A 25,807-nucleotide genomic window follows, 5' to 3' on the forward strand; every position below is an offset into this window, starting at 1 on the left:
AAGCGTAAACGTTTACTTTTTCCCAGGCGCCGGTCAAAACGGCTGGTGAGGCGATATACGAATACGCTTGGGAGAGAGCGATGGCACTGCGAGTCACCGTATGGGGCGAGAACGTCCACGAGCAAACCAACGAGGTGGTAGCGCGCATTTACCCCACCGGCATGCACCAGTGCATCGCCGACGGTTTGAATGAGTCAGAGGCGCTGTCCGCCACCGCCGTCACGCTGCAAGATTTAGAGCAAGGGCTCAGCGAAGAGACGCTGGAGAATACCGACGTGCTGCTGTGGTGGGGCCACGCCGCCCACGGCGACGTGCTGGAAGAGACCGTCGACCGCGTGCAAAAGCGCGTGCTGCAGGGCATGGGGTTGATCGTGCTGCACTCCGGTCACTACTCGAAAATCTTCAAACGCTTGATGGGCACCACCTGCTCGCTGAAATGGCGAGAGGCCGGCGAGCGCGAGCGCCTTTGGGTCGTCAACCCTGGGCACCCCATCGTGCAGGGCTTGGGGAATTATCTGGAGCTGCCCCATACCGAAATGTACGGCGAGCCCTTTGCGGTGCCCAACCCGGACGAGGTGATTTTCATCAGTGCCTTTGAGGGCGGCGAAGTGTTCCGCTCCGGCCTGACCTACAAGCGTGGCAACGGCAAGATTTTCTACTTCCGTCCCGGCCACGAAACCTACCCGATCTACTACGACGAGCAGGTCAAGCGGGTGCTCAAGAACGCCGTGCTCTGGGCGCAGCCGGAGGGCGCCCGGTGGATCGACAGCTGCCCCAACATCCCCGCCGACCAGGCACCCAACCCGGTCGAGATAAAGGGCGAAAGCCTACACAAACCCGGTGAGGAGGGCTTCAAATGATCCGTATCGCAATCATTGGCGCGGGCAGCATGGCAGGCGAGCACGCCAAGCACTATGGCCGACTCGAAGGCGTCGAAGTGGTCGCCGTCTGCGACCGCGATTACCCCAAGGCCCAGGCGTTTGCCAAGCGTCACGGCATTACCGATGTGTATCAAGAGCTGGACGCCATGCTCGCTCGTGATGATATTCACGCGGTGAGCAATGTCACCCCGGATGGCGTGCACAAGGCCACGTCTTTGGCCGCCATTGCAGCGGGTAAACACATTCTGTGTGAAAAGCCTCTGGCCACCAATGCCGAAGATGCCCACGAGATGGCCGCTGCCGCCCAGACCGCCAAGGTCATCAACATGGTCAACCTGAGCTACCGGGACGCCCCCGCCATTCAGCACGCCCGAGCACTGATTACCGGTGGTGCCATCGGCACCGTGCGCCATGTGGATGCCAGCTACCGCCAAAGCTGGCTGGTGAGCAACGCCTGGGGGCGCTGGGATGAAGATAGCCAGTGGCTCTGGCGGCTCTCGGAAGCCCACGGCAGCAAAGGCGTACTGGGCGATGTGGGCGTGCATATCGTCGATTTTGCCAGCTTCCCGGTGGGCGACATCACCCGCGTCAACTGCGAACTCACCTGCTTCGACAAAGCCCCGGATAACCGCATTGGCGACTACGTGCTGGATGCCAACGACACCGCGCTGATGCGCGTGCGCTTTGCCAATGGGGCCATGGGCACGATTCAAGCGACCCGCTGGGCCACCGGCCACCACAACTCGCTAACGCTGAGCGTTCACGGCGATAAAGGCGCGATTCGCCTGGATCTGGACGCCTCCAAAGACGACGTACAGGTGTGCCTGAACGATGACGTGCACCCCGCCCGCTGGAGCACCGTCAAGGCGCCGCCAACGCCCAGCATCTACCAGCGCTTTATCGAAAGCATTCGCACCGGCGAAAACGATCAGCCCGACTTTGCCCGTGGCGCGGCCATTCAAACCGTGCTGGACGCCTGTTTCGTTTCCAGCCAGGAGGACCGCAGCCTGGCAATTGCCAGCTAACGAGTACCATTTCATCACGCATCTTTTGAGGCAAGACACCCAATAACAAGATGAGGATTCCCCGATGCGCCCTACATTGAAAGCACTGTTGCTGCTGATGACGTTACTGCCAGTGGCACTGCCTGCTTTGGCCGCCGAGATCACCGTGGCCTGCGGTGATGGCGGGGCAGCGGATTTCTGCCCCGAACTCTCCCAGCGCTGGGCCGAGGACAACGGCCACCAGGTCACTATCGTCACTACGCCCGCTTCACCCACTGAAAAGCTCTCGCTTTATCAACAGCTGCTGGGCAGCCAGTCGGAAGATGTCGATGTGCTGATGGTGGATATCGTCTGGCCGGGGCTGCTGGCAGAGCACTTGGTGGATTTGAACGAGTATCTACCAGCATCCGCCACTGAGGGTTTCATTCCCTCGCTAATGGAGAACAATACCGTACAGGGCAAGCTGGTCGCGCTGCCGTGGTTCACCGATGCGGGACTGCTCTACTACCGCCACGATCTTCTCGAGCAGTATGGCGCCGAGGTGCCGCAGACGTGGCAAGCGCTGACCGACACTGCCCGGCGCATTCAAAACGCCGAGCGGCAGGCGGGCAACGAGCGCATGCATGGCTTCGTCTTTCAGGGCCGCGTCTACGAAGGGCTGACCACCAATGCGCTGGAGTGGGTGGCAAGCCATGGCGGCGGTACCTTTGTGGATGCTGAAGGGCAGGTAACGGTGAATAACCCACAAGCGGTGGACGCCCTGGCGCTGGCGGCCTCCTGGGTGGGGGATATCAGCCCAGAAGGCGTGCGTAATTACATGGAAGAGCAAGCCCGCGGCGTTTTCCAGGCGGGCAATGCGGTGTTCATGCGTAACTGGCCCTACGCATGGTCGCTGGGCCAAGCGGACGGCACGCCGATTCAAAACAAGTTCAGCGTAGCGCCGCTGCCCAGTGGACCTGAGGGCGAGTCCGTTGCCACGCTGGGCGGTTGGAACTGGGCAGTTTCCCGCTATTCGGACGAGCCGCAGGCCGCCGCTGACTTGGTGGCCTATCTCACCGCCGAAGCACAGCAAAAAGCGCATGCCATCGAGTTTGGCCGCAACCCCACGCGCCCGGCGCTGTACGAAGACGACGAGGTTCTGGCCGCGCATCCGTTCATTGGCGAGCTTTATGAAACGGTGATGAGCGGCGTGCCGCGCCCGGCCAGCGTCACTGGCGATGCTTACCCACGTGTCTCCAACGCGATCTTCAATCGCGTTCACGAAGCGCTGTCCGGCAGCGTCACGCCAGAGCAGGCGGTGCAGCAGTTGGATAGTGAGCTGGCGCGTTTAGGGCGGCGTGGCTGGTAGCGCGAACGGCGTTAGCGTCCGTGTACTCAGCGATTTTCGGCCCCGCTTTTTGTACAATCAGGGCCCGACTGGCTGAGGCATGGCATGAAACAGAACACACCGAGCGCGCAAACCGCCACCATCCGCGAAATCGCCCGGCGCGCCGAGGTCTCGATTGCCTCGGTCAGCCGGGCGCTCAATGGCAAGCCGGGGATCAGTGACGCGCTGCGCGATAAAATTCTCACCATCAGCCGTGAAGTGGCCTATCAGCCCAGCGCGGCGGCACGGCAGCTGATTAGCGGAAAAGCCGCCGTGGTGGGTATTTCCCTTGGGCGGCAGGATATCGAGCTGCGCCCTTACTATATTCTCCTCTACCAGCACCTGACCGTGGCGCTGCACCAGCAGGGCATGGTGCCGATCTTCTTTCACCACGACCAAACCTCGGCGCTGCCCGAAAGGGCAGGCGCGGCGATTTTGCTAGGGGAAACCGGCGAAGACGAGCGCCCAGCGCTGCTACGTGAGGCGGGCATACCGTTCGTGCGGATTGGCAACGCCGGGGAAGGGTTCTCGGTGGCCCCGGACGATGTCTCAGGCCTGTACCAAATCACGCGCCATCTGATCGGGCAAGGGCGAACACGGATTGCCTTCGTGGGTGGCGAGTTGGACGTGCCGCGCCCCCATAGTCGTCTTTCCGGCTATCAACGAGCCATAGCGGAAGCGGGGCTGAGCGAACAGCTTCTGAGCCTGCCCCATCGGTTCACTTCCGACTCGCTCACTAGCTACCGCCACCTCAACCGCTTTCTCGATCATGGAGGTGCTACGTCATTACCGTTCGATGCGCTGGTTTGCGCCACCGACGAACTGGCGCTCGGCTGTGTCGCTGCGCTGGAAGATCGCGATATTCGTGTGCCCGAAGACGTGGCCGTTACCGGCTTTGACGACCTGCCTACCCTAGCCACCGGATTAACGACGGTGCGCCAGGACATTGCTGCCATTGCGGCGATGAGTGTCGAGCTATTGAGCGAAGCGCTGGCGGGAAAAGCGCCCCGGCACGTGTCGCTGCCGGTGGCGCTGGTGCTGCGAGAAACCTCTTAACGCCCCGGCAGCTGCTCCGGGCCGAAGGCGTCGGGCAACAGGCTGTCCATGGTGTAGGTTTTCAGCACTTCACCCTGCTTGGAGAGCACCATGATTTGCGTACTGGGGGTGGCGAACTCGCGGATGCGCTGGCGGCAGTCGCCGCAGGGTGTGCAAAGGTGCTCGCCAGGGCCCATGACATACACCTTGGCAAGCTCGCGCTGGCCAGCGGTGATCATGGCAGAAATGGCCGAGGCTTCGGCACACAGCCCTTTGTAGTGGGCGACTTCTACGTTGCTACCCGCAAACTGCTGGCCGTCGGGGCACTCCATCACCGCCGCCACGGGGTGGTTGGAGTAGGGCGCGTAGGCGTTGCCCAGGGTGGTTAGCAGCGTGTCGACCAAGGCCGGGTCCGCTCGATTCATGCTGTTATCCTCTGAATGGCGTGAGTGGGCATCGTCTTAGGCGCGGGTGGCGTCGTCGCGCAGCACGGTATCGAGCGCAATCACCATCATGTCGTTGAAGGTAGTTTGGCGGTCGGCGCTGGAGAGCGAGTCGCCTTTTAGGATGTGATCCGACACGGTACAGATGGTCAGCGCACGGGCACCGAACTCGGCAGCCACGCCGTAAAGGCCAGCGGCTTCCATCTCGACGCCGACGATGCCGTAGCGCTTCATCAGCTCGGCCATGTCGGTTTGCGGGTTGTAGAACAGATCCGCTGAGAAGATGTTGCCGACTTTGACCGGCACGTTCTGCGCTTTGGCGGCCGCCACGGCGTGGCTGGTCAGCTCGAAGTCGGCGATGGCGGCAAAGTCGTGGTCGTTGAAGCGCATGCGGTTCACTTTGGAGTCGGTGCAGGCACCCATGCCAATCACCACGTCACGCACGTTCACGTCGTCGCGCACCGCGCCGCAGGAGCCGACGCGAATGATCGACTTCACGCCGTAATCGGTAATCAGCTCTTTGGCGTAAATGGAGACGGAGGGAATGCCCATGCCGTGGCCCATTACGGAAATCTCGCGGCCTTTATAAGTGCCGGTGTAGCCGAACATATTGCGCACGTCGTTCACCTGGCGCACGTTCTCGAGATAGGTATCGGCGATGTACTTGGCGCGCAGCGGGTCGCCGGGCATCAGAACGGTATCGGCGAAATCGCCTTTTTCGGCATTGATATGGGGGGTAGCCATTGTGTGTCTCTCTCCTTTAAGCAGCTTTGGTCAAAAAGCTGTCGCCGTCGGCCATCGCCTCGAGCGTGAAGTAGTCGGCCAGGGTTTGGCCAATGTCGGCGAAGGTGCCGCGCTCGCCCAGCGGGCCGGGGGCGAAGCCTGCGCCGCGCACCATGATCGGTACGTATTCGCGGGTGTGCTCGGTGCCTTCCCAGCTTGGGTCGCAGCCGTGGTCGGCGGTGAGCAGCAGCAGGTCGTCGTCGTTAAGCGCCGCCAGTAGCTCCGGCAGGCGGGCGTCGAAGTGCTCCAGCGCAGCGGCGTAGCCCGGCACGTCCCGGCGGTGGCCATAGACCGAGTCGAAATCCACGAAGTTGGTCATGATCATGGTCGGGCGGTCGCTGGTCTCGCGGGCGGTGCGCGCGACTTCGGCCAGGGTGGCCTCCATCAGCGCGTCGTGGCCGCTGGCTTTGACCTTGTGGGTGATGCCGCAGTGGGCGTAGATGTCGGCGATCTTACCAATCGAGACCACTTCGCCCCCGGCATCGGCGAGCTTTTGCAGCACGGTCGGGGTGGGCGGCTCGATGCTGTAGTCGCGGCGATTGCCGGTGCGGGCAAAGTTTTGGCTGTCGTCGCCGATGAACGGGCGGGCGATGACGCGGCCAATGTTGTACGGCGCCAGCAGTTCGCGCACGGTTTCGCACAGGGCGTAGAGGCGCTCCAGGCCAAAATGCTCTTCGTGGGCGGCAATCTGGAACACGGAGTCTGCCGAGGTGTAGACGATCGGCTTGCCGCTCTGGATATGCTCTTCACCCAGGCGGGCAATGATCTCGGTGCCCGAGGCGTGGCAGTTACCGATCACGCCAGGCAGGTCGGCCTGCTCGACGATGCTGTCCAGCAGCGTTTGGGGGAAACTGTCGGTCTTGTCGCTGAAGTAACCCCAGTCGAAGCGCACCGGTACTCCAGCAATTTCCCAGTGGCCGGAAGGGGTGTCCTTACCGCTGGAGATCTCTTTGGCGTGGGCGTAAGCGCCGCTCAACTGCTCGGGCAGGCTGACGCCTTCCGCGACGCTGCCGGTGGCATCCCGGTGGGCGTGGAACAGGCCGAGCGCGGCCATGTTGGGGAGCTTCAACGGGCCGGAGCGCTCGGCGGTATCCGCTTCGCCACGGGCGCAGGCCGCGGCGATGTGGCCCAGGGTGTCGGCACCTTGGTCGCCAAAGGTAGCGGCGTCCGGCGCGCTACCGATTCCAAAAGAGTCCAGAACTAAGACGATGGCACGACGCATTAGGCTTCTCCTCGGAAGGTCTCTTGCAGCAGGGTGTCGGCGGTGGCCTCGGCGTCGCCGACGGTGACCGCCGCGCGTAACTGGGCGGCGGCACGAGCGGCGGCCTCTTCGGTGCGGGCGTGCACGATGGCCAGCGGGCGCTGGCTATCCACACGGTCACCGATTTCGACGATATCGCTAAACCCGACGCTGTGGTCGACGCTGGCGTCGTTACGCAGACGGCCACCGCCCAGCTCCACCACGCTCATGCCCACGGCACGGTTATCGAAGCGCTGCACGATGCCGCTCTGCTCGGGGTACACTGCCTGAATGACCGGCGCGGTGGCCAGGTAGCTGTCCGAACGCTCCATGAAGTCGGCGGGGCCGCCCAGTTCGCGCACCATGCGGGCGAAGACTTCTGCGGCCGCGCCGGAGGTGAGCGCTTTGTCCAGCTTGGTAAGGGCTTCTTCGCGGTTAGCCACCAGTTTGCCCGCCATCAGCATTTCGACGGCGAGTTCGCGGGTGACCTGCATCACGCGGCTGTTGGCGCGCTCGCCGCGCAGCAGCGCCAGGGTTTCGACGATCTCCACCGCGTTACCGGCACACGGGGCCAGCGGCTGGCTCATATCGGTCAGCAGGGCGGTGGTGGGCGTGCCTGCTTGGGTCGCGACATTGGCGATACTTTTCGCCAGCTCCCGGGATTTTTCCGGGGTGGGCATGAACGCGCCGCTGCCGACCTTGACGTCCATGACCAGGGCGTCCAGGCCAGACGCCAGCTTTTTACCCAGGATGGACGCAGTGATCAGCGGGATGGATTCCACGGTGGCGGTCACGTCACGCACGCCGTAGATGCGCTTGTCCGCCGGGGCGAGGTTGCCGGTTTGGCCGATGATCGCCACGCCGGTAGACTTCACCACGTCACTGAAGCGTTCGGGGGCGGGGTAGGGGTCGTAGCCGGGAATCGATTCCAGCTTATCCAGCGTGCCGCCGGTGTGGCCCAGGCCGCGGCCAGAAATCATCGGGACGAAGGCGCCGCAGGCGGCGACCCAAGGGCCCAACACCAGCGATACCAGGTCACCCACGCCGCCGGTAGAGTGCTTGTCCACGATCGGGCCAGGCAGGTTGAGCGAATCCCACTGCATCACGTGGCCTGAATCGCGCGTCGCGGTGGTCAGCGCCACGACCTCTTCACGACTCATGCCATTCAAAAACACCGACATGGTGAAAGCACCGATCTGCGCGTCGCTGATGCGGTCGTCGGCAATGCCCTGCACGAAAGCTTTGATCTCTTCAGCGGGCAGCGGCTGGCCGTCGCGCTTTAGGCGAATCAGTTCTTGGGGGAGCAGGGCATGGTGAGAAGCGTTTGACGACATTTAGTAGCCTCCATTGGTCGCGGCATCGGCATTGCCGTTTAGCGTGTTCAGTAGGTTCGTCAGTAGGCTGGACGCACCGAACCGGAAGTGCTCGGGCGTCACCCACTGCGGACCCATAATGTCGGCAGCCAGCGCCAGATACTGGGCCGCTTCTTCGGCGGTACGAACGCCACCAGCGGCTTTGAAACCGACATTTTTACCGCTGGCTTTGATGGCTTTTAGCATGATCTCGGCGGCGTCTAGCGTGGCGTTCACCGGTACTTTACCGGTGGATGTCTTGATGAAGTCCGCGCCACCTTCGATGGCCAGCTCGCTTGCACGTTGGATAAGCGCAGGCTCCTTGAGTTCGCCAGATTCGATGATGACTTTAAGCTGGGCTTGCCCGCCGCAGGCGGCTTTGCACATTTCCACCAGCTCGCGCCCCGTATCTTCATCGCCTGCCATCAGCGCACGGTAAGGAAACACCACGTCGACCTCGTGGGCACCTGACGCTACCGCTTCGCGGGTTTCACGGGCAGCGCCCATGATATCGCCGCCGCCGTGGGGGAAGTTGGTGACCGTGGCGATCTTGACTTGGCTCTCCAGCTTGTGGGCGCTGAGCGCGCGGGCAGCGGTGACGATGAACTGCGGGTAAACGCACACCGCCGCCGGGTTGCCGAACGGCGTTTTTACCTGCTGGCACAACGCTTCGATCACGCTGTCGGTGTCACTGTCGTTCAGGCTGGTCAAATCCATTAGCGACAAGGCTTGACGAGCGGCTTGGGTGAGTTGGGCTTGGGTGAGCTGGGGGGAGGCAGTAGCGTTCATGACATTCTCGCAAATCGATAAAAGACAAAACGGGCACTGCGAAAACATAGCAGCGCCCGTTGAATGGTGTGGTGCTCGCTGCGTTACGCCGTCAAACTGCTTAGCGCAATGAAGAAGCCAGCAATGGAAGCAGACATCAAGTTAGAGAGCGTACCGGCCAAGACCGCTTTGACACCGAAGCGGGCAATTTCTTTGCGGCGCGTGGGAGCAATGCTACCCAGGCCACCCAGCAGAATGGCAATCGATGACAGGTTAGCGAAACCGCACAGGGCAAATGATAGGATGGCCATGGTGTGCGGGGTCATCAGTTGACCCGTTGCCGCCACGACCTGTTCGCCATCGATGTACGGCGCTAGATTGATGTAGGCGACGAACTCGTTGACCACCAGCTTTTGGCCGATGAACGAACCTGCCAGCGTTGCCTCTTCCCACGGCACGCCGAGCAGGAACGCCAGCGGCGCAAACAGCCAGCCGAGAATCAGCTCGAGGCTCAGCGATTCAAAGCCGAACCAGCCGCCAACGCCGCCTAAAATGCCGTTGATCAGCGCGATCAATCCGATGAACGCCAGCAGCATCGCACCAACGTTGGCCGCCAGCATCAGGCCGGAGGTCGCGCCGGACGCCGCGGCATCCAGTACGTTGGTAGGCTTGTCGTCCTGCTCTTTCAGCTCTTCATCGACCTTGGAAACGCTGTCGCTGTCTTCGGCGTCTTGGGTTTCCGGCATGATCAGCTTGGCGAACAGCAGGCCGCCAGGCGCCGCCATGAACGAGGCCGCCACCAGATACTCCATCGGGATGCCCAACGCCGCGTAGCCCGCCAGAACGGAACCGGCCACCGAGGCCAAGCCGCCACACATCACCGCAAATAGCTGCGATGGCGTCATGCGGGCAATGAACGGGCGTACCACTAGCGGTGCTTCGGTCTGGCCGACGAAGATATTGGCCGTGGCCGAGAGCGATTCGGTACGCGAGGTGCCCAATGCTTTTTGCAATGCGCCGCCCAGAATCCGAATGACCCACTGCATGATGCCCAGGTAGTAGAGCACGGCAATCAGCGACGAGAAGAAGATGATGACCGGCAGTACTTTGATGGCGAAGACAAAACCGACGTTTTCTACATCGGCAAGGCCACCAAACAAAAAGCCGATACCGTCGTTGGCGTACACCAGCACCTGGCTAACGCCCGCCGAGATGGCCTGAAGCACCGCTTGGCCAAACGGTACGTAAAGCACGAACGCGCCAATACCGGCTTGGATGGCAAAGGCACCCAGCACGGTGCGCAGCCGAATCGACTTGCGGTCGTAAGAAAAGATCAGGGCAATGGCCACTAGGGTGACCATACCAACCAAGCTCATGATGAGGGTCATGGGAGTACCTTCGGATCGTGAGGAGTGTGAGCGATTACAGTAAGTTCAACTTCACTGAGTAGATCATCGCGTTTTGGTAAGCATCCGGGGTGCCCAGTTTATTCTCTGAGTAGCGGTACTGCACGCCCGTCGTGATCAGGTCGGACGGGTGCCACCATAGGCTCAGCGCTCCGTTGGTGCCCACGCTGCCAGCGGTACCATTCACGTAGTTCTGAGAAAGATACTCATCGTCACGACCGAAGGTCTGCTCGTGCCAGTTGGTGACGCTGAAGTTTTGGTTGCCAGCGGTGAAATCGTAGCCCGCGACCCAGCCTGCCATGAAGCCATTCATGCCAGTGTAGCCATCGCTTTGTACTCGCGCGGCACCAATGAAGGGCTTGAACCACAGACCATTATCGAACGTGGTGCGATAGCCGAGGCCAAGAATTTGATCCTGTTCGCGGCCGTTGAAGCCGTAGTCGCGGAAATCGTACAGGTGGGCGTAAATCGACAGCGGGCTGTCGCCCAGGTAGATGTGCGAGGTCACTTTACCAGCGGTGCGGAAGTTGTCTTTACCGCCGCTGGCTTGGTCGAATTGATCATTGGTCGGATTCTCGAAATCGAAGAAGCCGTAGAACTCGCCCCAGCTAAAGCCGACGCCGCCTTCGATTTCGACGAATGTAAAGTCGCTTTTCGCGGCATTGCTGGCCGTGCGCGCTTCGGTGCCGTTGGACCAATCCAGGTAGTTGACCGAGACGTTGGCAAACGACCACAAGCGGTCGAGGGTACGCGGTTCGGCATCGTCTGCCAAAGCGGGTGTAGCGAGCGCCGCACCGGTCAGTAAAACGCCAGCGCCAAGCGTGACGAAAGTAGAAGAACGAGTGTGAGAGTGAGCAGTCATGGAAGCCTCAACAGGGTTGTATCTCGGAGCCAGAGGGGCTGGCGTTCCGACGTTATGGGTCGTGTGGGCTGGCGTTGATGTTAAAATTATAACATTGAGTGTTATTTTTTTAACGCTGATTTGCAAGTATCGTCACATCAACGCTATTTAAATGTGATAAGCGCATCACGGGTGGGTGACGCCAGTGAAAAGAGTGCGCAGTAGTGGAAATTGGCAGGGGCCTAGCTCAGCATAGGATGCCTGGCGGGGCGCAATGCCGATAACAAAATGAATCATAAGGAGATGCCGGACATGAACGATCGCAGCGCACAGCGCATGGCCATGCTGCAAGAAGCGCTAGCCAGCGGGGGAACCCTGCATCTTCGCGATGCCGCCGAGCTGTGCGGCGTCTCCGAAATGACCATTCGACGGGATCTCTCGACGCAGCCGTCGGCCATTAGCCTGTTGGGCGGGCGATTGGTGATGGCCAGCTACCCCGGCGTGACGCCGGTATACGATTTGACCGAGCAGCAGGCGAGCCATTACCAAGTCAAACAGCGGCTTTGTCAGCGCGCGGCCAGCTTCATCGAAGAGGGCGATACGCTGTTTATCGACTGCGGCTCAACGCTCATTCCACTGCTGGGTCAGCTTAGTCGTTTCCGAGAGCTTACCGTGGTGACCTATGCGCTCAACGTAGCCAATGCCGTCGCTGGGCTGCCCAATGTGCGCCTCGTATTGCTAGGTGGGCTTTTCTACGCGTCCTCTCAATCGTTTGGCAGCGACGGCATGGGCGCGGCCATCGAGCGCTTGGGCATCAACAAGGCGCTGATCTCTGCTGCCGGCGTGGATTGCGAACGAGGCGTAAGCTGCTTTCATTTTCACGAAGTAGGGCCAAAGCAAGCGGCCATTGCCACGGCTATGCAGCGACTGTTGGTGGTCGATGCCAGCAAATTTGGCGTGGTGCGCCCGGCCTATTTTGCCTCGCTGGAAGACTTCGATGTCATCGTCACCGACGACGAGCGCGCCCCTGGTTTGCTGGAGCGCCATCCGCTGCCCGCGCTTAACGTCACGCTCGCCTAATGAAAGACGGTCGAAGCCCCGTATCGCCCTCTTCAAACCGGTGTGCGGGGTGCGGCATAACGTCTCTTTCTGATTGACTCAGATCAATAGAAAATACTTTAGTCTTAGTTGATGCGCATCAGCGCATGGCCGAGGCTCGCCACCAACCCCATGCGGTGGCGCATATTTTTCCCGGAGCAACGCTTACGCTCTCACTGTTCTGGGAAAAGTATGGGGTGATAGTTAGCTTGCTATATAGCTGGCTAGTTAGCCAGCCAAACAGCAGGCTGTTTTAAACAACTCTCTGATGAGATCACACCATGCAACTACCTACCCACTGGCGCAGGCGAGGCACGTTTGTGCTCGTCGTATTGTGCTTGCTGTTAACGGGCTGCAGTTCTGCATTGCTGGATCCGAAGGGGCAGATTGGCGTCGAGCAGCGCTCGCTGATTCTGACCTCCTTTGGGTTGATGCTGATCGTGGTCATTCCGGTCATCGTGATGACGCTTTTGTTCGGCTGGCGTTACCGCCGCAGCAACCGCGTTGCCAAGTATCTGCCGGATTGGGCGCACTCCAATGCCATCGAGGCGGCGGTTTGGACCGTTCCCTGCTTGATCATTGCCGTTCTCGCCTTCCTTACCTGGAAAACCTCTCACAGCCTGGACCCCCACAAGCCGATCGAAGGCAGCGTGGAACCCATGGAGATTCAAGCCGTCGCGTTGGATTGGAAATGGCTGTTCATCTATCCCGAACAGGGGATTGCCAGTGTCAACGAGTTGGCGTTCCCAGTGGATACGCCGGTGCGCTTCCGGGTGAGCTCTGGTTCGGTGATGAACGCCTTCTTCATTCCACGTCTGGGCAGCCAGATCTACGCCATGGCGGGCATGGATAACGACGTTCACCTGATTGCCGACGAAGAGGGCGTCTATCCCGGCCGCTCCACCAACTACAGCGGTGCTGGCTTCTCTGGCATGACCTTCGATGCCCACGTCACCTCTTCGGCGGAATTCGACGCCTGGGTGGACAACGTGCGTGCCGCCGATGACACCCTGACCTTCCCGGACGGTTACGAAGCCCTAGCGCAGCCGACCGAGTATCACCCGGTGGAGTACTTCTCGGCGGTCACGCCCGAGCTGTATGAGTCGATCGTGAGCAGCTTCCACAGCGGTGACGGCAGCGGTCACGGCGGTCATTCGAGCCACGGTGACGCCATCAGTGATGCCCACGACAGTCACGGCGAATCCAGCGAGCTAGAGAGCGCCAGCGCGTCGCAACAGCAGGCCGCGATCGGCCATGTTACCAATCAGCATGCAGGTGATGACCACGCCCTGGGCGGCCATCCCACAAGCGTTGAAGCGGGGGGTTAAGCATGTTTGGAAAACTCACGTTAGAAGCCATTCCATACCACGAACCGATCATTATGGTCGTTGCCGCCTTTATGGCGCTTGGAGGTGCCGCGCTACTAGGCGCACTGACGTACTACCGAAAATGGGGCTGGCTGTGGAACGAGTGGTTTACCTCCGTTGACCACAAAAAGCTTGGCATCATGTACTTCGTGGTGGCCTTGGTGATGCTGCTTCGCGGCTTTGCCGATGCGATCATGATGCGGACACAACTGGCCATGGCGGCCGGTGGGGCCGCAGGTTATCTCCCTCCTGAACACTACGATCAGATCTTTACCGCCCACGGCGTGATCATGATCTTCTTCGTGGCGATGCCCATGGTCATCGGACTGATGAACCTGGTGGTGCCCCTGCAAATCGGCGCCCGCGACGTCGCTTTCCCGTTTTTGAATAACCTGAGTTTCTGGCTATTCGCCGTGTCGGCGATTTTGGTCAATATTTCCCTCGTGGTAGGGGAGTTCGCCAAAACCGGCTGGCTCGCTTACGCGCCGTTATCGGGGATAGAGTTTAGCCCCGGGGTGGGGGTCGATTACTGGATATGGGCACTGCAAATATCCGGGATAGGCACCACGCTCACCGGCATCAACTTCTTCGTCACCATTCTGAAAATGCGCACCAAAGGCATGACGATGTTCCGCATGCCGATTTTTACCTGGACGTCGCTGTGCGCCAACGTCCTCATCATTGCCTCGTTCCCGATTCTGACCGCGACCATCGCGCTGCTGACGCTCGATCGCTACTTCGGTATGCACTTCTTCACCAATGATTTTGGCGGCAACATGATGATGTACGTCAACCTCATTTGGGCTTGGGGTCACCCCGAAGTCTACATTCTGATTCTGCCGGCCTTTGGCGTGTTCTCTGAAGTGATCGCCACCTTCGCTCGCAAGCGCCTGTTTGGTTACAAAACCATGGTGTGGGCCACGGTGGCCATTACGCTGCTGTCGTTCATCGTCTGGTTGCACCACTTCTTCACCATGGGGGCCGGTGCCAACGTCAATGCCTTCTTCGGCATCATGACGATGATCATTGCCATCCCCACCGGGGTGAAGGTGTTCAACTGGCTGTTCACTATTTTCCGCGGCAGCCTAGAGCTGACCTCGCCAGTGCTGTGGACTCTGGGCTTCATCATCACCTTTACCCTAGGCGGTATGACCGGCGTCATGCTGGCGTTACCGGCGGCCAACTTCGTGTTGCACAACAGCCTGTTCGTGATTGCCCACTTCCACAACGTGATCATTGGCGGCGTGGTGTTCGGCATGATGGCGGGCCTGACCTACTGGTTCCCGAAAGCGTTCGGCTTCACACTGAGCGAGAAGTGGGGCAAGCGCTCGTTCTGGTGCTGGTTCATTGGCTTTTACGTCGCGTTCATGCCGCTCTATGTCTTGAGCTTCTTCGGTGCCGTGCGCCGTATGCAGTCCTACGCCAATCCTGAGTGGCAACCCTGGATGATTCTGGCCTGGGTAGGTGCCGTGATCATCATGATGGGGATTGCCTGCACCATCATTCAGTTCTGGGTCAGTATCCGCGACCGCAAGCTGAATGCAGATCTGACCGGCGACCCCTGGGATGGCCGCACGCTGGAGTGGTCCACCTCGTCGCCTGCACCGTTCTACAACTTCGCGCGCCTGCCGGAAGTCGGCGACATCGACAGCTTCTGGTCGCAAAAGCAGCGTAGCAACGAGCAGTTGGACGAAGCGCCCTACACCGATATTCACATGCCGCGTAATACCGTGGCGGGTCCGGTAATTAGCTTCTTTGCGCTGATTCTAGGTTTTGCACTGGTATGGCATATCTGGTGGCTGGCCGCCGTCGGTGCGTTGGGTGCCGTCGCCAGCTTCTTGGCCCGTGTATTCAACGAAGATATCGACTACTACGTGCCCGCTGCCGAAGTGGCGCGCATCGAGCGCGCGCACGAAAAGCGCAAAACGTCTGCGCCGAGCAGCGCAGCGTCTGACCGTGAACAGACCAACTATGTGGAGGCACGCGCGTAATGGCCACCGATACCCTACATCATGGCGCCGCGTCCGAGCCCCATGAGCACCACGACGCGACCGGCACGAAAGTATTTGGCTTCTGGGTCTACTTGATGAGTGACCTGGTGATCTTCGGGTCACTGTTCGCTACCTACGCCGTGCTGATGAAAGGCACGGCCGCCGGACCCACGGCAGCAGATATCTTCGAACTGCCCTTCGTGCTGGTGGAGACCTTCCTGCTGCTGTTCAGTAGCTTCACCTTTGGCATGGGCGTACTGGCGATGAATGCCGAGCGCGTCGGCCAAGTAAAAGCGTGGCTGGCGATCACCTTCTTGCTCGGTGCCGCGTTCGTCGGTATGGAAGTGTACGAGTTTCAGCACTTGATTCATCAGGGCTACGGCCCTGATCAGAGCGCGTTTCTCTCGTCCTTCTTTACCCTGGTCGGCACCCACGGCCTCCACGTGACCGTTGGTTTGGTGTGGATTCTAGTGATGCTGGTGCAGCTTTCGACCAAGGGCATCACCCCGATGACACGTCCGCGGATTCTGTGCCTGAGCCTGTTCTGGCACTTCCTGGACATCGTGTGGATCTGCGTCTTCTCGTTCGTTTATCTGATGGGAGTGCTGTGACATGAGTCATTCATCATCTTCAACGTCTTCTCACGGCAGCGTTAAATCGTATGTGACGGGGCTTCTGCTATCTTTAGTGCTAACCGTGATTCCGTTCGCGGTCGTTATGAGCGGTGCGTTGAGCACCGCCACGACGGTGGTGGTCATCGCTATAACAGCCGTGCTGCAGATTTTGGTCCAGCTGGTCATGTTTATGCATATGAATACCAAAGCCGACGAAGGCTGGAACGTGATGTCCTTCGTTTTCACACTGACGATACTCGTCCTGGTGGTAGGGGGCTCGTTATGGATCATGCAGCATCTGCATCTCAACATGATGATCGGCTGAACGTGGCGCCGAGCCGCTGGCGCGACGTGCTGGCGCTCACCAAGCCGGGGATCATTGGTGGCAACTTGATTGCGACCTTGGGCGGCTACTTTTTGGCCGCCCACGGCACTTTCGATTGGATCACCTTTGCCTCGGTAATGATGGGCATTGCCCTGGTCATCGCCTCGGGCTGCGCCTGCAACAACGTGATTGACCGGGATATCGATGCACTGATGGCGCGTACGCGCCATCGCCCGCTGGCCAAAGGGCGCATCTCGATCACTCAGGCGCTGGGTATTTCAGCGCTGTTGGGGGTGGCCGGTGTTGTCTGCTTGGCGCTGGGCACCAACGGGTTGACGGTCGCGCTGGCGGTAATCGGCTGGGGCGTCTACGTGGGGGTGTATAGCCTCTACATGAAGCGCCACTCCGAGTACGGCACGCTGGTGGGCAGTCTCTCTGGCGCCATGCCGCCGGTAGTGGGCTACTGCGCGGTCACGGGGCAGTTCGACAGCGGCGCGTTCATGCTGTTGGTGATTTTCTGCCTGTGGCAAATGCCGCACTCCTACGCCATCGCGATTTTCCGTTACGCCGATTATCGCCGTGCGTCGATACCCGTGCTGCCGGTGGTTCACGGTATCAAACGTGCCAAACACCATATTCTGGGCTATATCGTGGCCTTCATTCCCGCGTCACTGGCGCTGGTACTGGCGAGCCAAGCGGGCGCAGGCTACCTGTGCGTGGCGCTCACCATGGGGGGCTACTGGCTCTACTTGGCGCTGTGTGGCTATCGATTAGAAGACGACGTGCGCTGGGCGAAGAAGGTATTCGGCGTGTCAATTTTGACCATTACTGCCATGAGCTTAGTGATGGTGCTGGAGGCGATGGTACCCATGTGGGCGTGATGCCTCCCAACAATTAAACCTGACGCAAAACCAAAACGCCCCGAACAGGTGACCGTTCGGGGCGTTGCTTTTAGCGCGTATAGACCGACGAGTGCTTAGCCTTCCCGCTGACTGGCCTGGATCGCGGTGAGGGCGATGGTGTAGACGATGTCATCCACCAGAGCGCCGCGCGACAGGTCGTTCACCGGCTTGTTCAAACCCTGCAGCATCGGGCCCACGCTGACGACGCGGGCGCTACGTTGAACGGCTTTGTAGGTCGTGTTGCCGGTGTTGAGATCGGGGAACACGAACACCGTTGCCTTACCCGCTACGGGCGAATCCGGGGCTTTCTGCTTGCCCACGCTTTCGATGGCGGCGGCGTCGTACTGCAGCGGGCCGTCGATAGCGAGATGCGGTGCGCGCTCCTTGGCGATGCGGGTCGCTTCACGCACTTTATCCACATCCGCACCGGTGCCGGAGTCGCCAGTGGAGTAGCTGATCATTGCCACGCGGGGCTCGATGCCAAACGCTTCAGCAGAGCGGGCGCTTTGCAGGGCAATTTCGGCAAGCGTTTCGGCATCCGGGTCTGGGTTCACCGCGCAGTCGCCGTACACCACCACCTGTTCCGGCAGCAGCATAAAGAAGATCGAAGAGACCTGGTTGTACTCAGGCGCCGTTTTGATCAGTTGAAACGCCGGGCGAACAGTGTTGGCGGTGGTGTGCACCGCCCCTGACACCAGCCCATCGACTTCATCCAGCTGCAGCATCATGGTGCCCAGCACTACCGTATCTTGAAGCTGTGCTTCGGCGGTTAGCTCGTTCAGTTTGCCGCGTCGACGTTCCACCATGGGGCCGATGTAGCGGGCGCGGGTGCTTTCCGGGTCGATGATGGTCAGCGCATCGGGCAGCGTGAGGCCGCGGTGGTGGGCGACGTTTTCGATATCGTCGCGTTTGCCCAACAGCACGCAGTCGGCGATGCCACGGCGCTGGCAGATGATCGCCGCTTCGATGGTGCGCGGCTCGTCGCCTTCCGGTAGCACGATACGTTTTTTGGCCTGTTGGGCCAGCTTCACCAGCTGGTGCCGGAACGCCGAAGGCGACAGGCGGCGCGTATAGCCACGGCTCAGTTTGGCTTTCAGCCACTCTAAATCCATATGGGCAGCCACGTAGCGTGCCACTTGCTCGGCGCGCTCGAAATCATCCATGGGGATTTCGGTGTTGAGCTGGCTTAGGTCCTGCGCCGTTGTCAGGCTATCGGTGTCGACTGCCAGCACCGGTAAGCCGGTTTTCAGCGCCGGGCGGCACATCTCGATCATGCCCTCGTTGGGCAAAAATCCGTTGGTAAGCAGTACGCCTGCCAACTGCGTACCGTTCATGGTGGCCAGCGCCGAGGCCAGCACCACGTCATCACGGTCCCCGGAGGCGACCACCAGACTACCCGGCGTGAAGATATGCAGCGCATTGGCCGCACTTCTAGCACACAGGCTGGTAGAGAGGACGCGACGACTAGCGGCGTCGCCTTCGTTGAGTATTTTTGCGTTCAGCGCCCGGGCCACGTCTAACGTTCGCGGAGCGCTTAGGGTTTTGCTGTAGGGCACGACGCCAATCAGATGAAAGCTATCGGTGGCCAGCGCTGGCGAGTAGCGGCGCAGTTCGTTGAGGACTGGCTCTTCTAGCTGCGGCTTGATGGTGCCCGGTGCAGCGGAAAGATCATCCTCCTGACCGTAGGGCAGGTTCTTCATGCGCATCAAGATGCCGCCCAAGGTGCGGCTAGAGCTGACGCCACCAAAGCTTCGAGCGTGCATATCCAGCTCTTCCGCCAGCGCCTGGGGCTCGTTGAGATCCCCAGAGCCCACCAGAATGATCCGCGCGTTCAGCGCATGCGCAAGCTGCGCATTGGTTTGAGTGGCGTAGGTGGTGTGCTGGGTCGGTACCACGCCTTCCACCACGACCAGGTCCAGCGCGCTGCCATCTCGGTAGGCTTGCTGCACCACCTGTTCGTAGAGCTCGATGACGTTTTCCATCAGCTCATCGGTTTGGTCGTCGCGCAGGAGACGCTCCAGGCGCGTCTGAGAGATGGGCGACGGCGGGCGCTGATTCAATGTGCGTGATACCAGCGCCGTCGAGCGGTCCAAGCCTGGACCATTCAGCTCGTTCTGCATGAATGGCTTTAAAAAACCGGCTTTCAGGCCGATGGTGTCGAGCGCCTGAATCAGGCCAAGGCACGCGGAGGTGAGCCCCGCGCCCATGCTGGTAGGTACGAGTAGAATCGCTTGCGGTTGCTCGGGGGAGCTATTCATTCAGCGGTCTCCACGCAGTGGCGGGTTTCCATGGCAATGCGGCCCTCTTCATCGGTAGGGATCACCCACACTTCCGGGCCTTGGTGGCCAGCGCTATCCAGCTTGCTCTCTTTGCCACGAATGGTGACTTCGTTGCTCGCTTCATCCAAGTTGAAACCAAAGTGGGGCAGCAGCGCCAGCACTTCACGACGTACGATAGGCGAGTTCTCGCCAATGCCGCCAGTGAAGATCACGCCGTCTAACTTAGGTAATGCACAAGACAGCGCCGCCAGCGATTTGGCAATGCGGTAACAGAAGACGTCCAGTGCGAGTTTGGCAGCGGGGTGGCCAGCCACCGCTTGCTCTTCGACTTCGCGCATGTCGTTGGTCAAGCCGGAAAGCCCCAGCAGGCCACTTTGCTTGTTCAGCACGTCGTCGATCTCGTCCAGTGACCAGCCCAACTGGCGGTGCAGGTGAGCGTGCAGGCCGGGGTCCACGTCGCCGCTGCGGGTGCCCATCACCAGGCCTTCCAGCGGCGTAAGGCCCATGCTGGTATCCAGGCTTTGGTGGTTCCACACCGCAGCGGTAGAGCAGCCGTTGCCCAGGTGGGCGGTCAGCCAGCCGCCCGCGCCACGGCCGCTGAGCTCACCGGCACGCTGGCTAACGAAGGCGTGGCTGGTACCGTGGAAACCGTAGCGGCGAATGCCGTGCTCGGTATACAGCGCTTCCGGCAGTGCATAGCGATAGGCGCGGGGCGGCAGCGTCTGGTGGAACGCCGTATCGAACACGGCCACCTGAGGCAGGTCCGGAAACACCTTACGAGTCGCGGCAATGCCCGCCAGGTTGGCGGGGTTATGCAGCGGTGCCAAGGCAGCGGTGGTCTCGATGGCCTCGATCACACTGTCATCGATCAGCGCTGCTTGGGTGAAGTGCTCGCCACCATGAACGATGCGGTGGCCCACGGCCCCCGGTACGCGACCTTCCAAACGCTGAAGAATGGCGTTCAAGGCGTCGGCGTGGTCAGCATTCGGCAGCGGTTGGGTAAAGCTTTCACCGGCGCTGTCTTTACCTTTCAAGCGGGCGTCGCTGCTGCCTAAGCGCTCCGCTAGCCCGGCCAAGCGTGGTGCCTGCGGGTCCGCATCGATCAAAGCGTATTTAATAGAAGAAGAGCCACAGTTAATGACCAGCACCGGTGCGTTCATAACCACCTTTGTAACGTAATGAGGAAGTAAGGGAATAGACTTTAGTTTAACATGCTGCGACGCGGAAAATCAGCGAAGAATTTAGTTAGCCTTCTATGTAAAATGTCGGCATCCTGTTCCTTATATAACCCATCGTGAGCCGTTTTGTTCTTATGTCCTCGATTTCTAGCCCTAAGCTGTTACCCCGCCATCTGGCCATTCTGTTAATGATGACCGTGGCGACGATGTTCGCCGCGAACCACGTTTCAGCCCGACTGGCCTTCGATAACGGCACGGGGCTGCTCTTGGCGGTGTTGATGCGCTCGGGTGTGGCTTGCTTGATTCTACTCTCGCTGGTGATTCTGCAGAAAAAGCGCCTTTGGCTGCCTGCCGGAACGTGGCCCTGGCAGCTGGCGGTGGGGCTACTGATTACGCTGCAAAGCGTTAGCCTTTACTCGGCCGTCGCGCGTCTTCCGGTGGTGATTGCTTTGCTGTTGGTGAATACCTTCCCCATTCAACTGGCGCTGATTAGCTGGGCGCTGGGCGGGCCTAGGCCTTCTTTACGTAGCTGCCTGATCATGGGCACCATTCTGATCGGCCTTCTGGTGGTGCTGGACATTCCCAGCTGGGTGGCTAACGCCGATGCCATGGGACCTGAATGGCTGGCAGGCATTGGTTTTGGACTACTAGCGGCCTTTGCGTTTGCCTGCGCGCTGTGGGTCACCGAGCATCGCCTGTCTGGGGTAGGCAGCACGCTGCGCAGCCTGCTGACCATGCAAACCGTGTTCATCGCCATGATCATTGGGGGGGGTCTCGGGGCCGTACCGGGCGGTATGAGCCTGCCGGATAACAGTACTGGCTGGGTAGGGTTAACGCTGCTGGCGCTGCTGTACGGCAGTGGATTCTCGATTCTGTTCATTTTCGTGCCCCGGCTAGATATGGCCCGCAACGCGCCGGTGATGAACTTCGAGCCGGTGGCGTCGCTGTTGATAGCCTATCTGGTACTGGGCCAAATGCTCAGCCCTAGCCAACTCGTGGGCGGCGCGGTGGTGGTTGGGGGCATCGTCGTACTGAGCCTTTCCAAAGGGCGCTAGAAAACGTCATCAACAGCGCAAGAAAAAAGGAAACTCGATGCAAGCGTCAGTAGGTGAATTGCGTTCTTCATGGGCCTAGGCCACACTTCGAAAGCGTAAGGAAACACTGTTTTTTAACTGAGGTGATCCCCATGAAGATGACCGTACTATCACTGACCTCTGCAGCGCTTCTGTTAGGTGCAGGTGCGTTTGCGGCATCCGCCCAAGCCCAAGAATCTTTCCAATACCCACAAGGATACGTGGGTGGCGATGCCATGTTTTGGAGCCTCAACCCTGACCGTGGCGACTCCCGTGACGATGTCGGCCTACGCCTGCGGGGTGGTGCCCAATTCAACGATTATTTCGCCCTCGAGGGCCACCTAGGCACCGGCGGTTCGGATCGCGGCGCCGATCTAGACCATCTGGCGGGTGCGTATGCCAAAGGTATCCTCCCGGTAGCGCCCAACTTCCGTCTTTACGGTTTAGCGGGTTTCTCCGAGGTCGAGATCAGCGATAATCGCGAAAGTGGCCTCTCTTACGGCGCGGGTGCCGAGATGGACATTGCCAACAACGTATCGATTGGTGCCGACTACATGCGCTACCTGGACGAATCCGCCTACGATTTCGATGCGGCGAGCGTAGGCCTTCGCTACCGCTTCTAACACGGCAAGCGTTTAGCGCTTATTCATCAAGGGAATAGGACCCCGCTGACCGAGCACAGACTCGGCAGCGGGGTTTTTGGTTGTGAGTGGGCCAATTCTGAGGATCAGCATAATTTCCCTCAGTTTGGGCCAAATGCTGCAAGCGCGAAGGTGGTACCTTCAAAAAAACGATAAACATAACGAATGGCCAGCGAACAAACTTATAACGCTCCATTTATGAGGAAACCCCCATGCGCAACCTAAACAAAATCGCACTTGCCGTTGGTCTCAGTATCGGTGTCTCGGCCACAGTCTCTGCAGCGGAAATGAACTGGCGAATGGCCACGCCTTGGAGCGGCGGCCCCTGGCTCGAGCGCGATGCGCAAATGTTTGCAGACCGCGTGGCCGAGCTGACCGATGGCAAGATCGCCATCGAAGTCTATCCAGGCGGCACCCTCGGTAGTGCGCTGCGCGTCACCAATACGGTGATGTCTGGCGTTGCACAAGTGAGCCATAACTATATCAACTACGACTACGGAACAGACCCCACCACGGCATTGCTGGCGGGCCACTCTAGCGGCCTGACTCCCGAAGAGTTCATGCTGTGGATGTATGAAGGTGGCGGTGCAGATCTCTATGAAGAGTATCGCCGTGACGTCTTTGATGTGGTCGCGTTTCCTTGTGCCATCTTGGGCACCGAGATTTTCCTTCACTCCAACAAGCCCGTTAGAACGCTCGAAGATTTCCAGGGGCTGCGCTTGCGCACGTCAGGCGCTTGGGCCGAAATCGCCTCGCGCCTGGGAGCCTCAACGGTGGTCATGGCGGGCAGCGATATCTACAGCGCTTTGGAGCGCGGCGTGATTGATGCTGCCGAATGGGGCAGCCCTGAAATGAACCGCCCGACGGGTTTTCAGGAAGTCGCTCAGTACGTCATTACGCCGGGCGTCCATCAATCAGGCGGTTTCCTCGAGTGCCAAGTGAACAGCGACACGTGGGAAGAACTATCCGAGCGTGAGCAAAACATGCTGCGTCTCGCGGGCAAACTGTCCGTGTTCGATACCTGGCTTGCCAGTTCGTTTGCCGATCTCGATGCGTATCAAGCGCTGGTGGAGGGGCCCAACGAAATCGTCGAGCTGGATCAATCCTTCATTGACGCTATCTACGAAGAGACTGCGAAATGGGAAGACGAATACGCCGCTGAAAACGAATGGTTTGCGCGGGTGCTCGAATCTCAGCGCACGTTCAAGAACGATATGAACAGCTGGTCGGAGTATCGGCTGCCCATCGGCGTCATGGCACGCTAAGAGGCAACAGCGTCAACCAACAGAGAGGCCTCTACAGGCCTCTCTTTTATTTGTTTTTCCTATACGTTGAGAATTCCCATGAAACTAATCCGATCCATAGAGGCGCTGACACGCGTTGCTGGTTGGTTGGGAGCGATACTGGTCTTCCCATTGATAGGGGCACTGATCGTCGAGGTGTTCAGCCGTTATGTAGCGGGTCGACCGACCCTATGGGCATTCGAGGTCAGCTACATGGTCATGGGCGCCATGTTCATGTTGGGCATGGCCAATGCCCTGCGGGTGGGCCAGCACGTGAGCGTCGATATCGTGACGCTGCAGTTGAAACCGCGGGCGAACGCACTGATCCGGGCGGTGGGCTATGTGCTTTTCCTGCCAGTACTCGTGTGGCTGGTCTGGGAGCTATCCAAATACGCTTGGTCCGCTTTCGATACCAACGAGCGCTCGGGCCGCTCGGCGTGGAATCCGGTGGTTTGGCCAATCTTTACCGTGTGGTTTTTAGGCTTTGCCCTATTGGCACTGCAGGTGGTGGCCGAGCTGCTCAAATCGGTCAGAGTGCTCATGGGGATGACTGACGTCGAGGAGCCAGCCAAATGAGTAGCTATCTCGCGTTATTGATGTTCCCGGCGTTGATGGCCTTCATCATCGCAGGGTTTCCGATTGCGTTTTCGATGATTTTGGTGGCCACCGGCTTTGGCATCATCCAGTTTGGTGACGTGGCGGCTTACCAGCTGCTGACCAAAATAGAAGATACCGCTTCCAATTCCATTCTGGCCGCGGTGCCGCTATTTATCTTTATGGGCGCCATGCTGGAGCGTTCCGGCATTGCCGAGCGCCTGTTCGAAGCCATCCACATGTGGACACGCCGCTTGCCGGGTGGGCTGGGCATTGGCGCGATCATCCTCGGCACTCTGTTTGCCGCCTCTAGCGGGGTAGTGGGGGCCACCGAGGCCGTCATCGGTATGCTCGCAATCCCGGTGATGTTGAAGCACCAGTACAGCAAGAGCCTGATGTCGGGCACTATTTGTGCCAGTGGTTCACTGGGCACGGCCATACCGCCCTCCATTACGGTCGTGGTACTGGGGCCCGTGGCGGGTGTGTCGGTAGGGTCACTGTTCAGCGGTTTATTGATTCCTGGCTTTTTGATGGCCGCGATGTTCTTGATCTACATCGTCGGTGTCGCCTATCTCAAGCCAGAGATGGCGCCGCGCATTCAGGAGCAGGAGCCGGATATTCCTTTTGGCGACAAACTGCGCATCACCTTGATTGCGTTAGTCCCTACCATGCTGCTGATTTTCACCGTGCTGGGGACCATTTTGCTGGGTATGGCAACGCCCACGGAAGCGGCTGCCTGTGGGGCGCTTGGCGCGATTATTTTGGCGGCCGCCTACCGTAATCTGTCCCTGTCGGTGCTTTGGACCTCGGCGATCAAGACCGTGAACATCTCCGCGATGATTCTCCTGATCGTAATGGGGGGCAGTATGTTTGCGGGCGTCTTTTTTGCCTCAGGTGGCATGGCGACTGTCCAAGCACTGCTAATGGACACGGGGCTAAGCCCGTGGATGATTTTGGGGCTGATTCTACTGATTGCCTTTATTGCCGGGTTTGTGCTTGATCTGATCTCGGTGGTGCTCATTATCATCCCGGTTGCCATGCCCATTGTGAGGATGCTCGGTTTCGATGAAATCTGGTTCTGCGTTGCGTTCCTGGTCGTGCTTCAAACCAGCTACCTGACACCACCATTGGCACCGGCAATTTTCTACTTGAGGGCAATCACGCCACCAGAAGTGACGCTCAAACACATGTATAAAGGTGTGGTGCCTTTTATCATTGCCCAACTGGTGGTGCTGGCATTGGTCCTGATGTTCCCAGCCATTGCCCTGTGGCTACCGGATGTGATGGGAGGGCCTTCCTGGCGCTAGCCTTTTGAAACTTCCCAGTAATGACAAGCCGCTCAC

Annotated in this window: 24 protein-coding genes; 15 read left to right on the forward strand and 9 right to left on the reverse strand. The window is 59.7% G+C overall.

Going from position 1 to position 25,807, the window contains the following annotated elements:
* Window positions 1-80 precede the first annotated feature (80 nt).
* The 4 genes from FHJ80_RS01375 (at window position 81) to FHJ80_RS01390 (ending at window position 4,307) form a co-directional block, all read left to right on the forward strand.
* Window positions 81-860 carry a ThuA domain-containing protein gene (locus FHJ80_RS01375; RefSeq protein WP_139525271.1) on the forward strand — a complete coding sequence of 260 codons (780 nt, stop codon included), beginning with the start codon at window positions 81-83 and terminating at the stop codon, window positions 858-860.
* Window positions 857-1,906, forward strand: a complete 1,050-nt coding sequence (locus FHJ80_RS01380) for a Gfo/Idh/MocA family protein (RefSeq protein ID WP_139525272.1) — start codon at window positions 857-859, stop codon at window positions 1,904-1,906. Before FHJ80_RS01375 ends, FHJ80_RS01380 begins: the two co-directional genes overlap by 4 nt.
* Before the next feature lie 64 nt (window positions 1,907-1,970).
* On the forward strand, window positions 1,971-3,233 hold the full coding sequence (locus FHJ80_RS01385; protein ID WP_139525273.1) for an ABC transporter substrate-binding protein: 1,263 nt from the start codon (window positions 1,971-1,973) through the stop codon (window positions 3,231-3,233).
* An 84-nt stretch (window positions 3,234-3,317) separates the two neighbouring features.
* Window positions 3,318-4,307 carry a LacI family DNA-binding transcriptional regulator gene (locus tag FHJ80_RS01390; protein WP_139525274.1) on the forward strand — a complete coding sequence of 330 codons (990 nt, stop codon included), beginning with the start codon at window positions 3,318-3,320 and terminating at the stop codon, window positions 4,305-4,307.
* On the opposite strand, the gene cdd is transcribed toward FHJ80_RS01390, so the two are convergent.
* The 7 genes from cdd to FHJ80_RS01425 form a co-directional block, all read right to left on the reverse strand.
* Window positions 4,304-4,711 (reverse strand): cytidine deaminase, encoded by a 408-nt coding sequence (gene cdd, locus FHJ80_RS01395; protein ID WP_139525275.1) that lies wholly within the window; start codon window positions 4,709-4,711, stop codon window positions 4,304-4,306. The genes FHJ80_RS01390 and cdd overlap by 4 nt on opposite strands.
* A gap of 36 nt (window positions 4,712-4,747) precedes the next feature.
* A complete protein-coding gene (gene deoD / locus FHJ80_RS01400; RefSeq protein ID WP_139525276.1) occupies window positions 4,748-5,473 on the reverse strand; it encodes a purine-nucleoside phosphorylase in 726 nt (241 codons plus the stop codon).
* 16 nt (window positions 5,474-5,489) lie between these two features.
* A complete protein-coding gene (locus FHJ80_RS01405; RefSeq protein WP_139525277.1) occupies window positions 5,490-6,734 on the reverse strand; it encodes a phosphopentomutase in 1,245 nt (414 codons plus the stop codon).
* Window positions 6,734-8,086, reverse strand: a complete 1,353-nt coding sequence (gene deoA, locus FHJ80_RS01410; protein WP_139525278.1) for a thymidine phosphorylase — start codon at window positions 8,084-8,086, stop codon at window positions 6,734-6,736. Before deoA ends, FHJ80_RS01405 begins: the two co-directional genes overlap by 1 nt.
* A complete protein-coding gene (gene deoC / locus FHJ80_RS01415) occupies window positions 8,087-8,893 on the reverse strand; it encodes a deoxyribose-phosphate aldolase (RefSeq protein WP_139525279.1) in 807 nt (268 codons plus the stop codon).
* Between the two features lie 83 nt (window positions 8,894-8,976).
* Window positions 8,977-10,260, reverse strand: coding sequence for a NupC/NupG family nucleoside CNT transporter (locus tag FHJ80_RS01420; RefSeq protein ID WP_139525280.1), 1,284 nt, complete (start codon window positions 10,258-10,260; stop codon window positions 8,977-8,979).
* A 34-nt stretch (window positions 10,261-10,294) separates the two neighbouring features.
* Window positions 10,295-11,140: an outer membrane protein OmpK gene (locus FHJ80_RS01425; RefSeq protein WP_139525281.1), complete on the reverse strand. Its 846-nt coding sequence runs from the start codon at window positions 11,138-11,140 to the stop codon at window positions 10,295-10,297.
* Between the two features lie 291 nt (window positions 11,141-11,431).
* On the opposite strand from FHJ80_RS01425, the gene FHJ80_RS01430 reads away from it, so the two are divergent.
* The 6 genes from FHJ80_RS01430 to cyoE all read left to right on the forward strand — a co-directional run bounded on the left by FHJ80_RS01430 (window position 11,432) and on the right by cyoE (window position 17,395).
* The gene (locus tag FHJ80_RS01430) at window positions 11,432-12,199 is read left to right on the forward strand and encodes a DeoR/GlpR family DNA-binding transcription regulator (RefSeq protein ID WP_062374779.1); all 768 of its coding nucleotides are present in this window, start codon (window positions 11,432-11,434) and stop codon (window positions 12,197-12,199) included.
* A gap of 299 nt (window positions 12,200-12,498) precedes the next feature.
* Window positions 12,499-13,545 carry a ubiquinol oxidase subunit II gene (gene cyoA / locus FHJ80_RS01435; protein ID WP_139525282.1) on the forward strand — a complete coding sequence of 349 codons (1,047 nt, stop codon included), beginning with the start codon at window positions 12,499-12,501 and terminating at the stop codon, window positions 13,543-13,545.
* 2 nt (window positions 13,546-13,547) lie between these two features.
* Window positions 13,548-15,575: a cytochrome o ubiquinol oxidase subunit I gene (gene cyoB / locus FHJ80_RS01440; protein ID WP_139525283.1), complete on the forward strand. Its 2,028-nt coding sequence runs from the start codon at window positions 13,548-13,550 to the stop codon at window positions 15,573-15,575.
* On the forward strand, window positions 15,575-16,186 hold the full coding sequence (gene cyoC, locus FHJ80_RS01445) for a cytochrome o ubiquinol oxidase subunit III (RefSeq protein ID WP_044629016.1): 612 nt from the start codon (window positions 15,575-15,577) through the stop codon (window positions 16,184-16,186). The genes cyoB and cyoC overlap by 1 nt, the downstream gene beginning before the upstream one ends.
* Window position 16,187: 1 nt before the next feature.
* Complete coding sequence (gene cyoD / locus FHJ80_RS01450) at window positions 16,188-16,514, forward strand: cytochrome o ubiquinol oxidase subunit IV (RefSeq protein ID WP_044629017.1); 327 nt, start codon at window positions 16,188-16,190, stop codon at window positions 16,512-16,514.
* On the forward strand, window positions 16,472-17,395 hold the full coding sequence (gene cyoE / locus FHJ80_RS01455; RefSeq protein WP_139525284.1) for a heme o synthase: 924 nt from the start codon (window positions 16,472-16,474) through the stop codon (window positions 17,393-17,395). The genes cyoD and cyoE overlap by 43 nt, the downstream gene beginning before the upstream one ends.
* 95 nt (window positions 17,396-17,490) lie before the next feature.
* Here the strand turns inward: cyoE and pta are convergent, their stop codons facing one another.
* The gene (gene pta / locus FHJ80_RS01460; protein ID WP_139525285.1) at window positions 17,491-19,674 is read right to left on the reverse strand and encodes a phosphate acetyltransferase; all 2,184 of its coding nucleotides are present in this window, start codon (window positions 19,672-19,674) and stop codon (window positions 17,491-17,493) included.
* The gene (locus tag FHJ80_RS01465) at window positions 19,671-20,855 is read right to left on the reverse strand and encodes an acetate/propionate family kinase (protein ID WP_139525286.1); all 1,185 of its coding nucleotides are present in this window, start codon (window positions 20,853-20,855) and stop codon (window positions 19,671-19,673) included. The genes pta and FHJ80_RS01465 overlap by 4 nt, the downstream gene beginning before the upstream one ends.
* A 152-nt stretch (window positions 20,856-21,007) precedes the next feature.
* Here FHJ80_RS01465 and FHJ80_RS01470 point away from each other — a divergent pair, with 152 nt between their 5' ends.
* From FHJ80_RS01470 to FHJ80_RS01490, 5 genes are all read left to right on the forward strand, one after another.
* Window positions 21,008-21,928, forward strand: coding sequence for an EamA family transporter (locus FHJ80_RS01470; RefSeq protein WP_139525287.1), 921 nt, complete (start codon window positions 21,008-21,010; stop codon window positions 21,926-21,928).
* Between the two features lie 131 nt (window positions 21,929-22,059).
* Window positions 22,060-22,569 carry a porin family protein gene (locus FHJ80_RS01475; RefSeq protein WP_058575966.1) on the forward strand — a complete coding sequence of 170 codons (510 nt, stop codon included), beginning with the start codon at window positions 22,060-22,062 and terminating at the stop codon, window positions 22,567-22,569.
* Window positions 22,570-22,799: 230 nt separating this feature from the next.
* Window positions 22,800-23,852, forward strand: a complete 1,053-nt coding sequence (locus FHJ80_RS01480; protein ID WP_139525288.1) for a C4-dicarboxylate ABC transporter substrate-binding protein — start codon at window positions 22,800-22,802, stop codon at window positions 23,850-23,852.
* Between the two features lie 78 nt (window positions 23,853-23,930).
* Entirely contained in the window at window positions 23,931-24,446 is a 516-nt protein-coding gene (locus FHJ80_RS01485; protein ID WP_139525289.1) for a TRAP transporter small permease subunit, read from the forward strand.
* Window positions 24,443-25,771, forward strand: a complete 1,329-nt coding sequence (locus tag FHJ80_RS01490; protein ID WP_139525290.1) for a TRAP transporter large permease subunit — start codon at window positions 24,443-24,445, stop codon at window positions 25,769-25,771. Before FHJ80_RS01485 ends, FHJ80_RS01490 begins: the two co-directional genes overlap by 4 nt.
* Window positions 25,772-25,807 lie beyond the last annotated feature (36 nt).

The sequence above is a fragment of the Halomonas sp. BL6 genome, assembly GCF_006228115.1.
Taxonomy (GTDB): domain Bacteria; phylum Pseudomonadota; class Gammaproteobacteria; order Pseudomonadales; family Halomonadaceae; genus Vreelandella; species Vreelandella piezotolerans.

What these genes read in the sequence shown, in the direction of transcription:
- FHJ80_RS01375 (WP_139525271.1), top strand. Translation starts at nt 81, where the DNA reads ATGGCACTGCGAGTCACCGTATGGGGCGAGAACGTCCACGAGCAAACC.
- FHJ80_RS01380 (WP_139525272.1), top strand. Translation starts at nt 857, where the DNA reads ATGATCCGTATCGCAATCATTGGCGCGGGCAGCATGGCAGGCGAGCAC.
- FHJ80_RS01385 (WP_139525273.1), top strand. Translation starts at nt 1,971, where the DNA reads ATGCGCCCTACATTGAAAGCACTGTTGCTGCTGATGACGTTACTGCCA.
- FHJ80_RS01390 (WP_139525274.1), top strand. Translation starts at nt 3,318, where the DNA reads ATGAAACAGAACACACCGAGCGCGCAAACCGCCACCATCCGCGAAATC.
- cdd (WP_139525275.1), bottom strand. Translation starts at nt 4,711, where the DNA reads ATGAATCGAGCGGACCCGGCCTTGGTCGACACGCTGCTAACCACCCTG.
- deoD (WP_139525276.1), bottom strand. Translation starts at nt 5,473, where the DNA reads ATGGCTACCCCCCATATCAATGCCGAAAAAGGCGATTTCGCCGATACC.
- FHJ80_RS01405 (WP_139525277.1), bottom strand. Translation starts at nt 6,734, where the DNA reads ATGCGTCGTGCCATCGTCTTAGTTCTGGACTCTTTTGGAATCGGTAGC.
- deoA (WP_139525278.1), bottom strand. Translation starts at nt 8,086, where the DNA reads ATGTCGTCAAACGCTTCTCACCATGCCCTGCTCCCCCAAGAACTGATT.
- deoC (WP_139525279.1), bottom strand. Translation starts at nt 8,893, where the DNA reads ATGAACGCTACTGCCTCCCCCCAGCTCACCCAAGCCCAACTCACCCAA.
- FHJ80_RS01420 (WP_139525280.1), bottom strand. Translation starts at nt 10,260, where the DNA reads ATGACCCTCATCATGAGCTTGGTTGGTATGGTCACCCTAGTGGCCATT.
- FHJ80_RS01425 (WP_139525281.1), bottom strand. Translation starts at nt 11,140, where the DNA reads ATGACTGCTCACTCTCACACTCGTTCTTCTACTTTCGTCACGCTTGGC.
- FHJ80_RS01430 (WP_062374779.1), top strand. Translation starts at nt 11,432, where the DNA reads ATGAACGATCGCAGCGCACAGCGCATGGCCATGCTGCAAGAAGCGCTA.
- cyoA (WP_139525282.1), top strand. Translation starts at nt 12,499, where the DNA reads ATGCAACTACCTACCCACTGGCGCAGGCGAGGCACGTTTGTGCTCGTC.
- cyoB (WP_139525283.1), top strand. Translation starts at nt 13,548, where the DNA reads ATGTTTGGAAAACTCACGTTAGAAGCCATTCCATACCACGAACCGATC.
- cyoC (WP_044629016.1), top strand. Translation starts at nt 15,575, where the DNA reads ATGGCCACCGATACCCTACATCATGGCGCCGCGTCCGAGCCCCATGAG.
- cyoD (WP_044629017.1), top strand. Translation starts at nt 16,188, where the DNA reads ATGAGTCATTCATCATCTTCAACGTCTTCTCACGGCAGCGTTAAATCG.
- cyoE (WP_139525284.1), top strand. Translation starts at nt 16,472, where the DNA reads ATGGATCATGCAGCATCTGCATCTCAACATGATGATCGGCTGAACGTG.
- pta (WP_139525285.1), bottom strand. Translation starts at nt 19,674, where the DNA reads ATGAATAGCTCCCCCGAGCAACCGCAAGCGATTCTACTCGTACCTACC.
- FHJ80_RS01465 (WP_139525286.1), bottom strand. Translation starts at nt 20,855, where the DNA reads ATGAACGCACCGGTGCTGGTCATTAACTGTGGCTCTTCTTCTATTAAA.
- FHJ80_RS01470 (WP_139525287.1), top strand. Translation starts at nt 21,008, where the DNA reads ATGTCCTCGATTTCTAGCCCTAAGCTGTTACCCCGCCATCTGGCCATT.
- FHJ80_RS01475 (WP_058575966.1), top strand. Translation starts at nt 22,060, where the DNA reads ATGAAGATGACCGTACTATCACTGACCTCTGCAGCGCTTCTGTTAGGT.
- FHJ80_RS01480 (WP_139525288.1), top strand. Translation starts at nt 22,800, where the DNA reads ATGCGCAACCTAAACAAAATCGCACTTGCCGTTGGTCTCAGTATCGGT.
- FHJ80_RS01485 (WP_139525289.1), top strand. Translation starts at nt 23,931, where the DNA reads ATGAAACTAATCCGATCCATAGAGGCGCTGACACGCGTTGCTGGTTGG.
- FHJ80_RS01490 (WP_139525290.1), top strand. Translation starts at nt 24,443, where the DNA reads ATGAGTAGCTATCTCGCGTTATTGATGTTCCCGGCGTTGATGGCCTTC.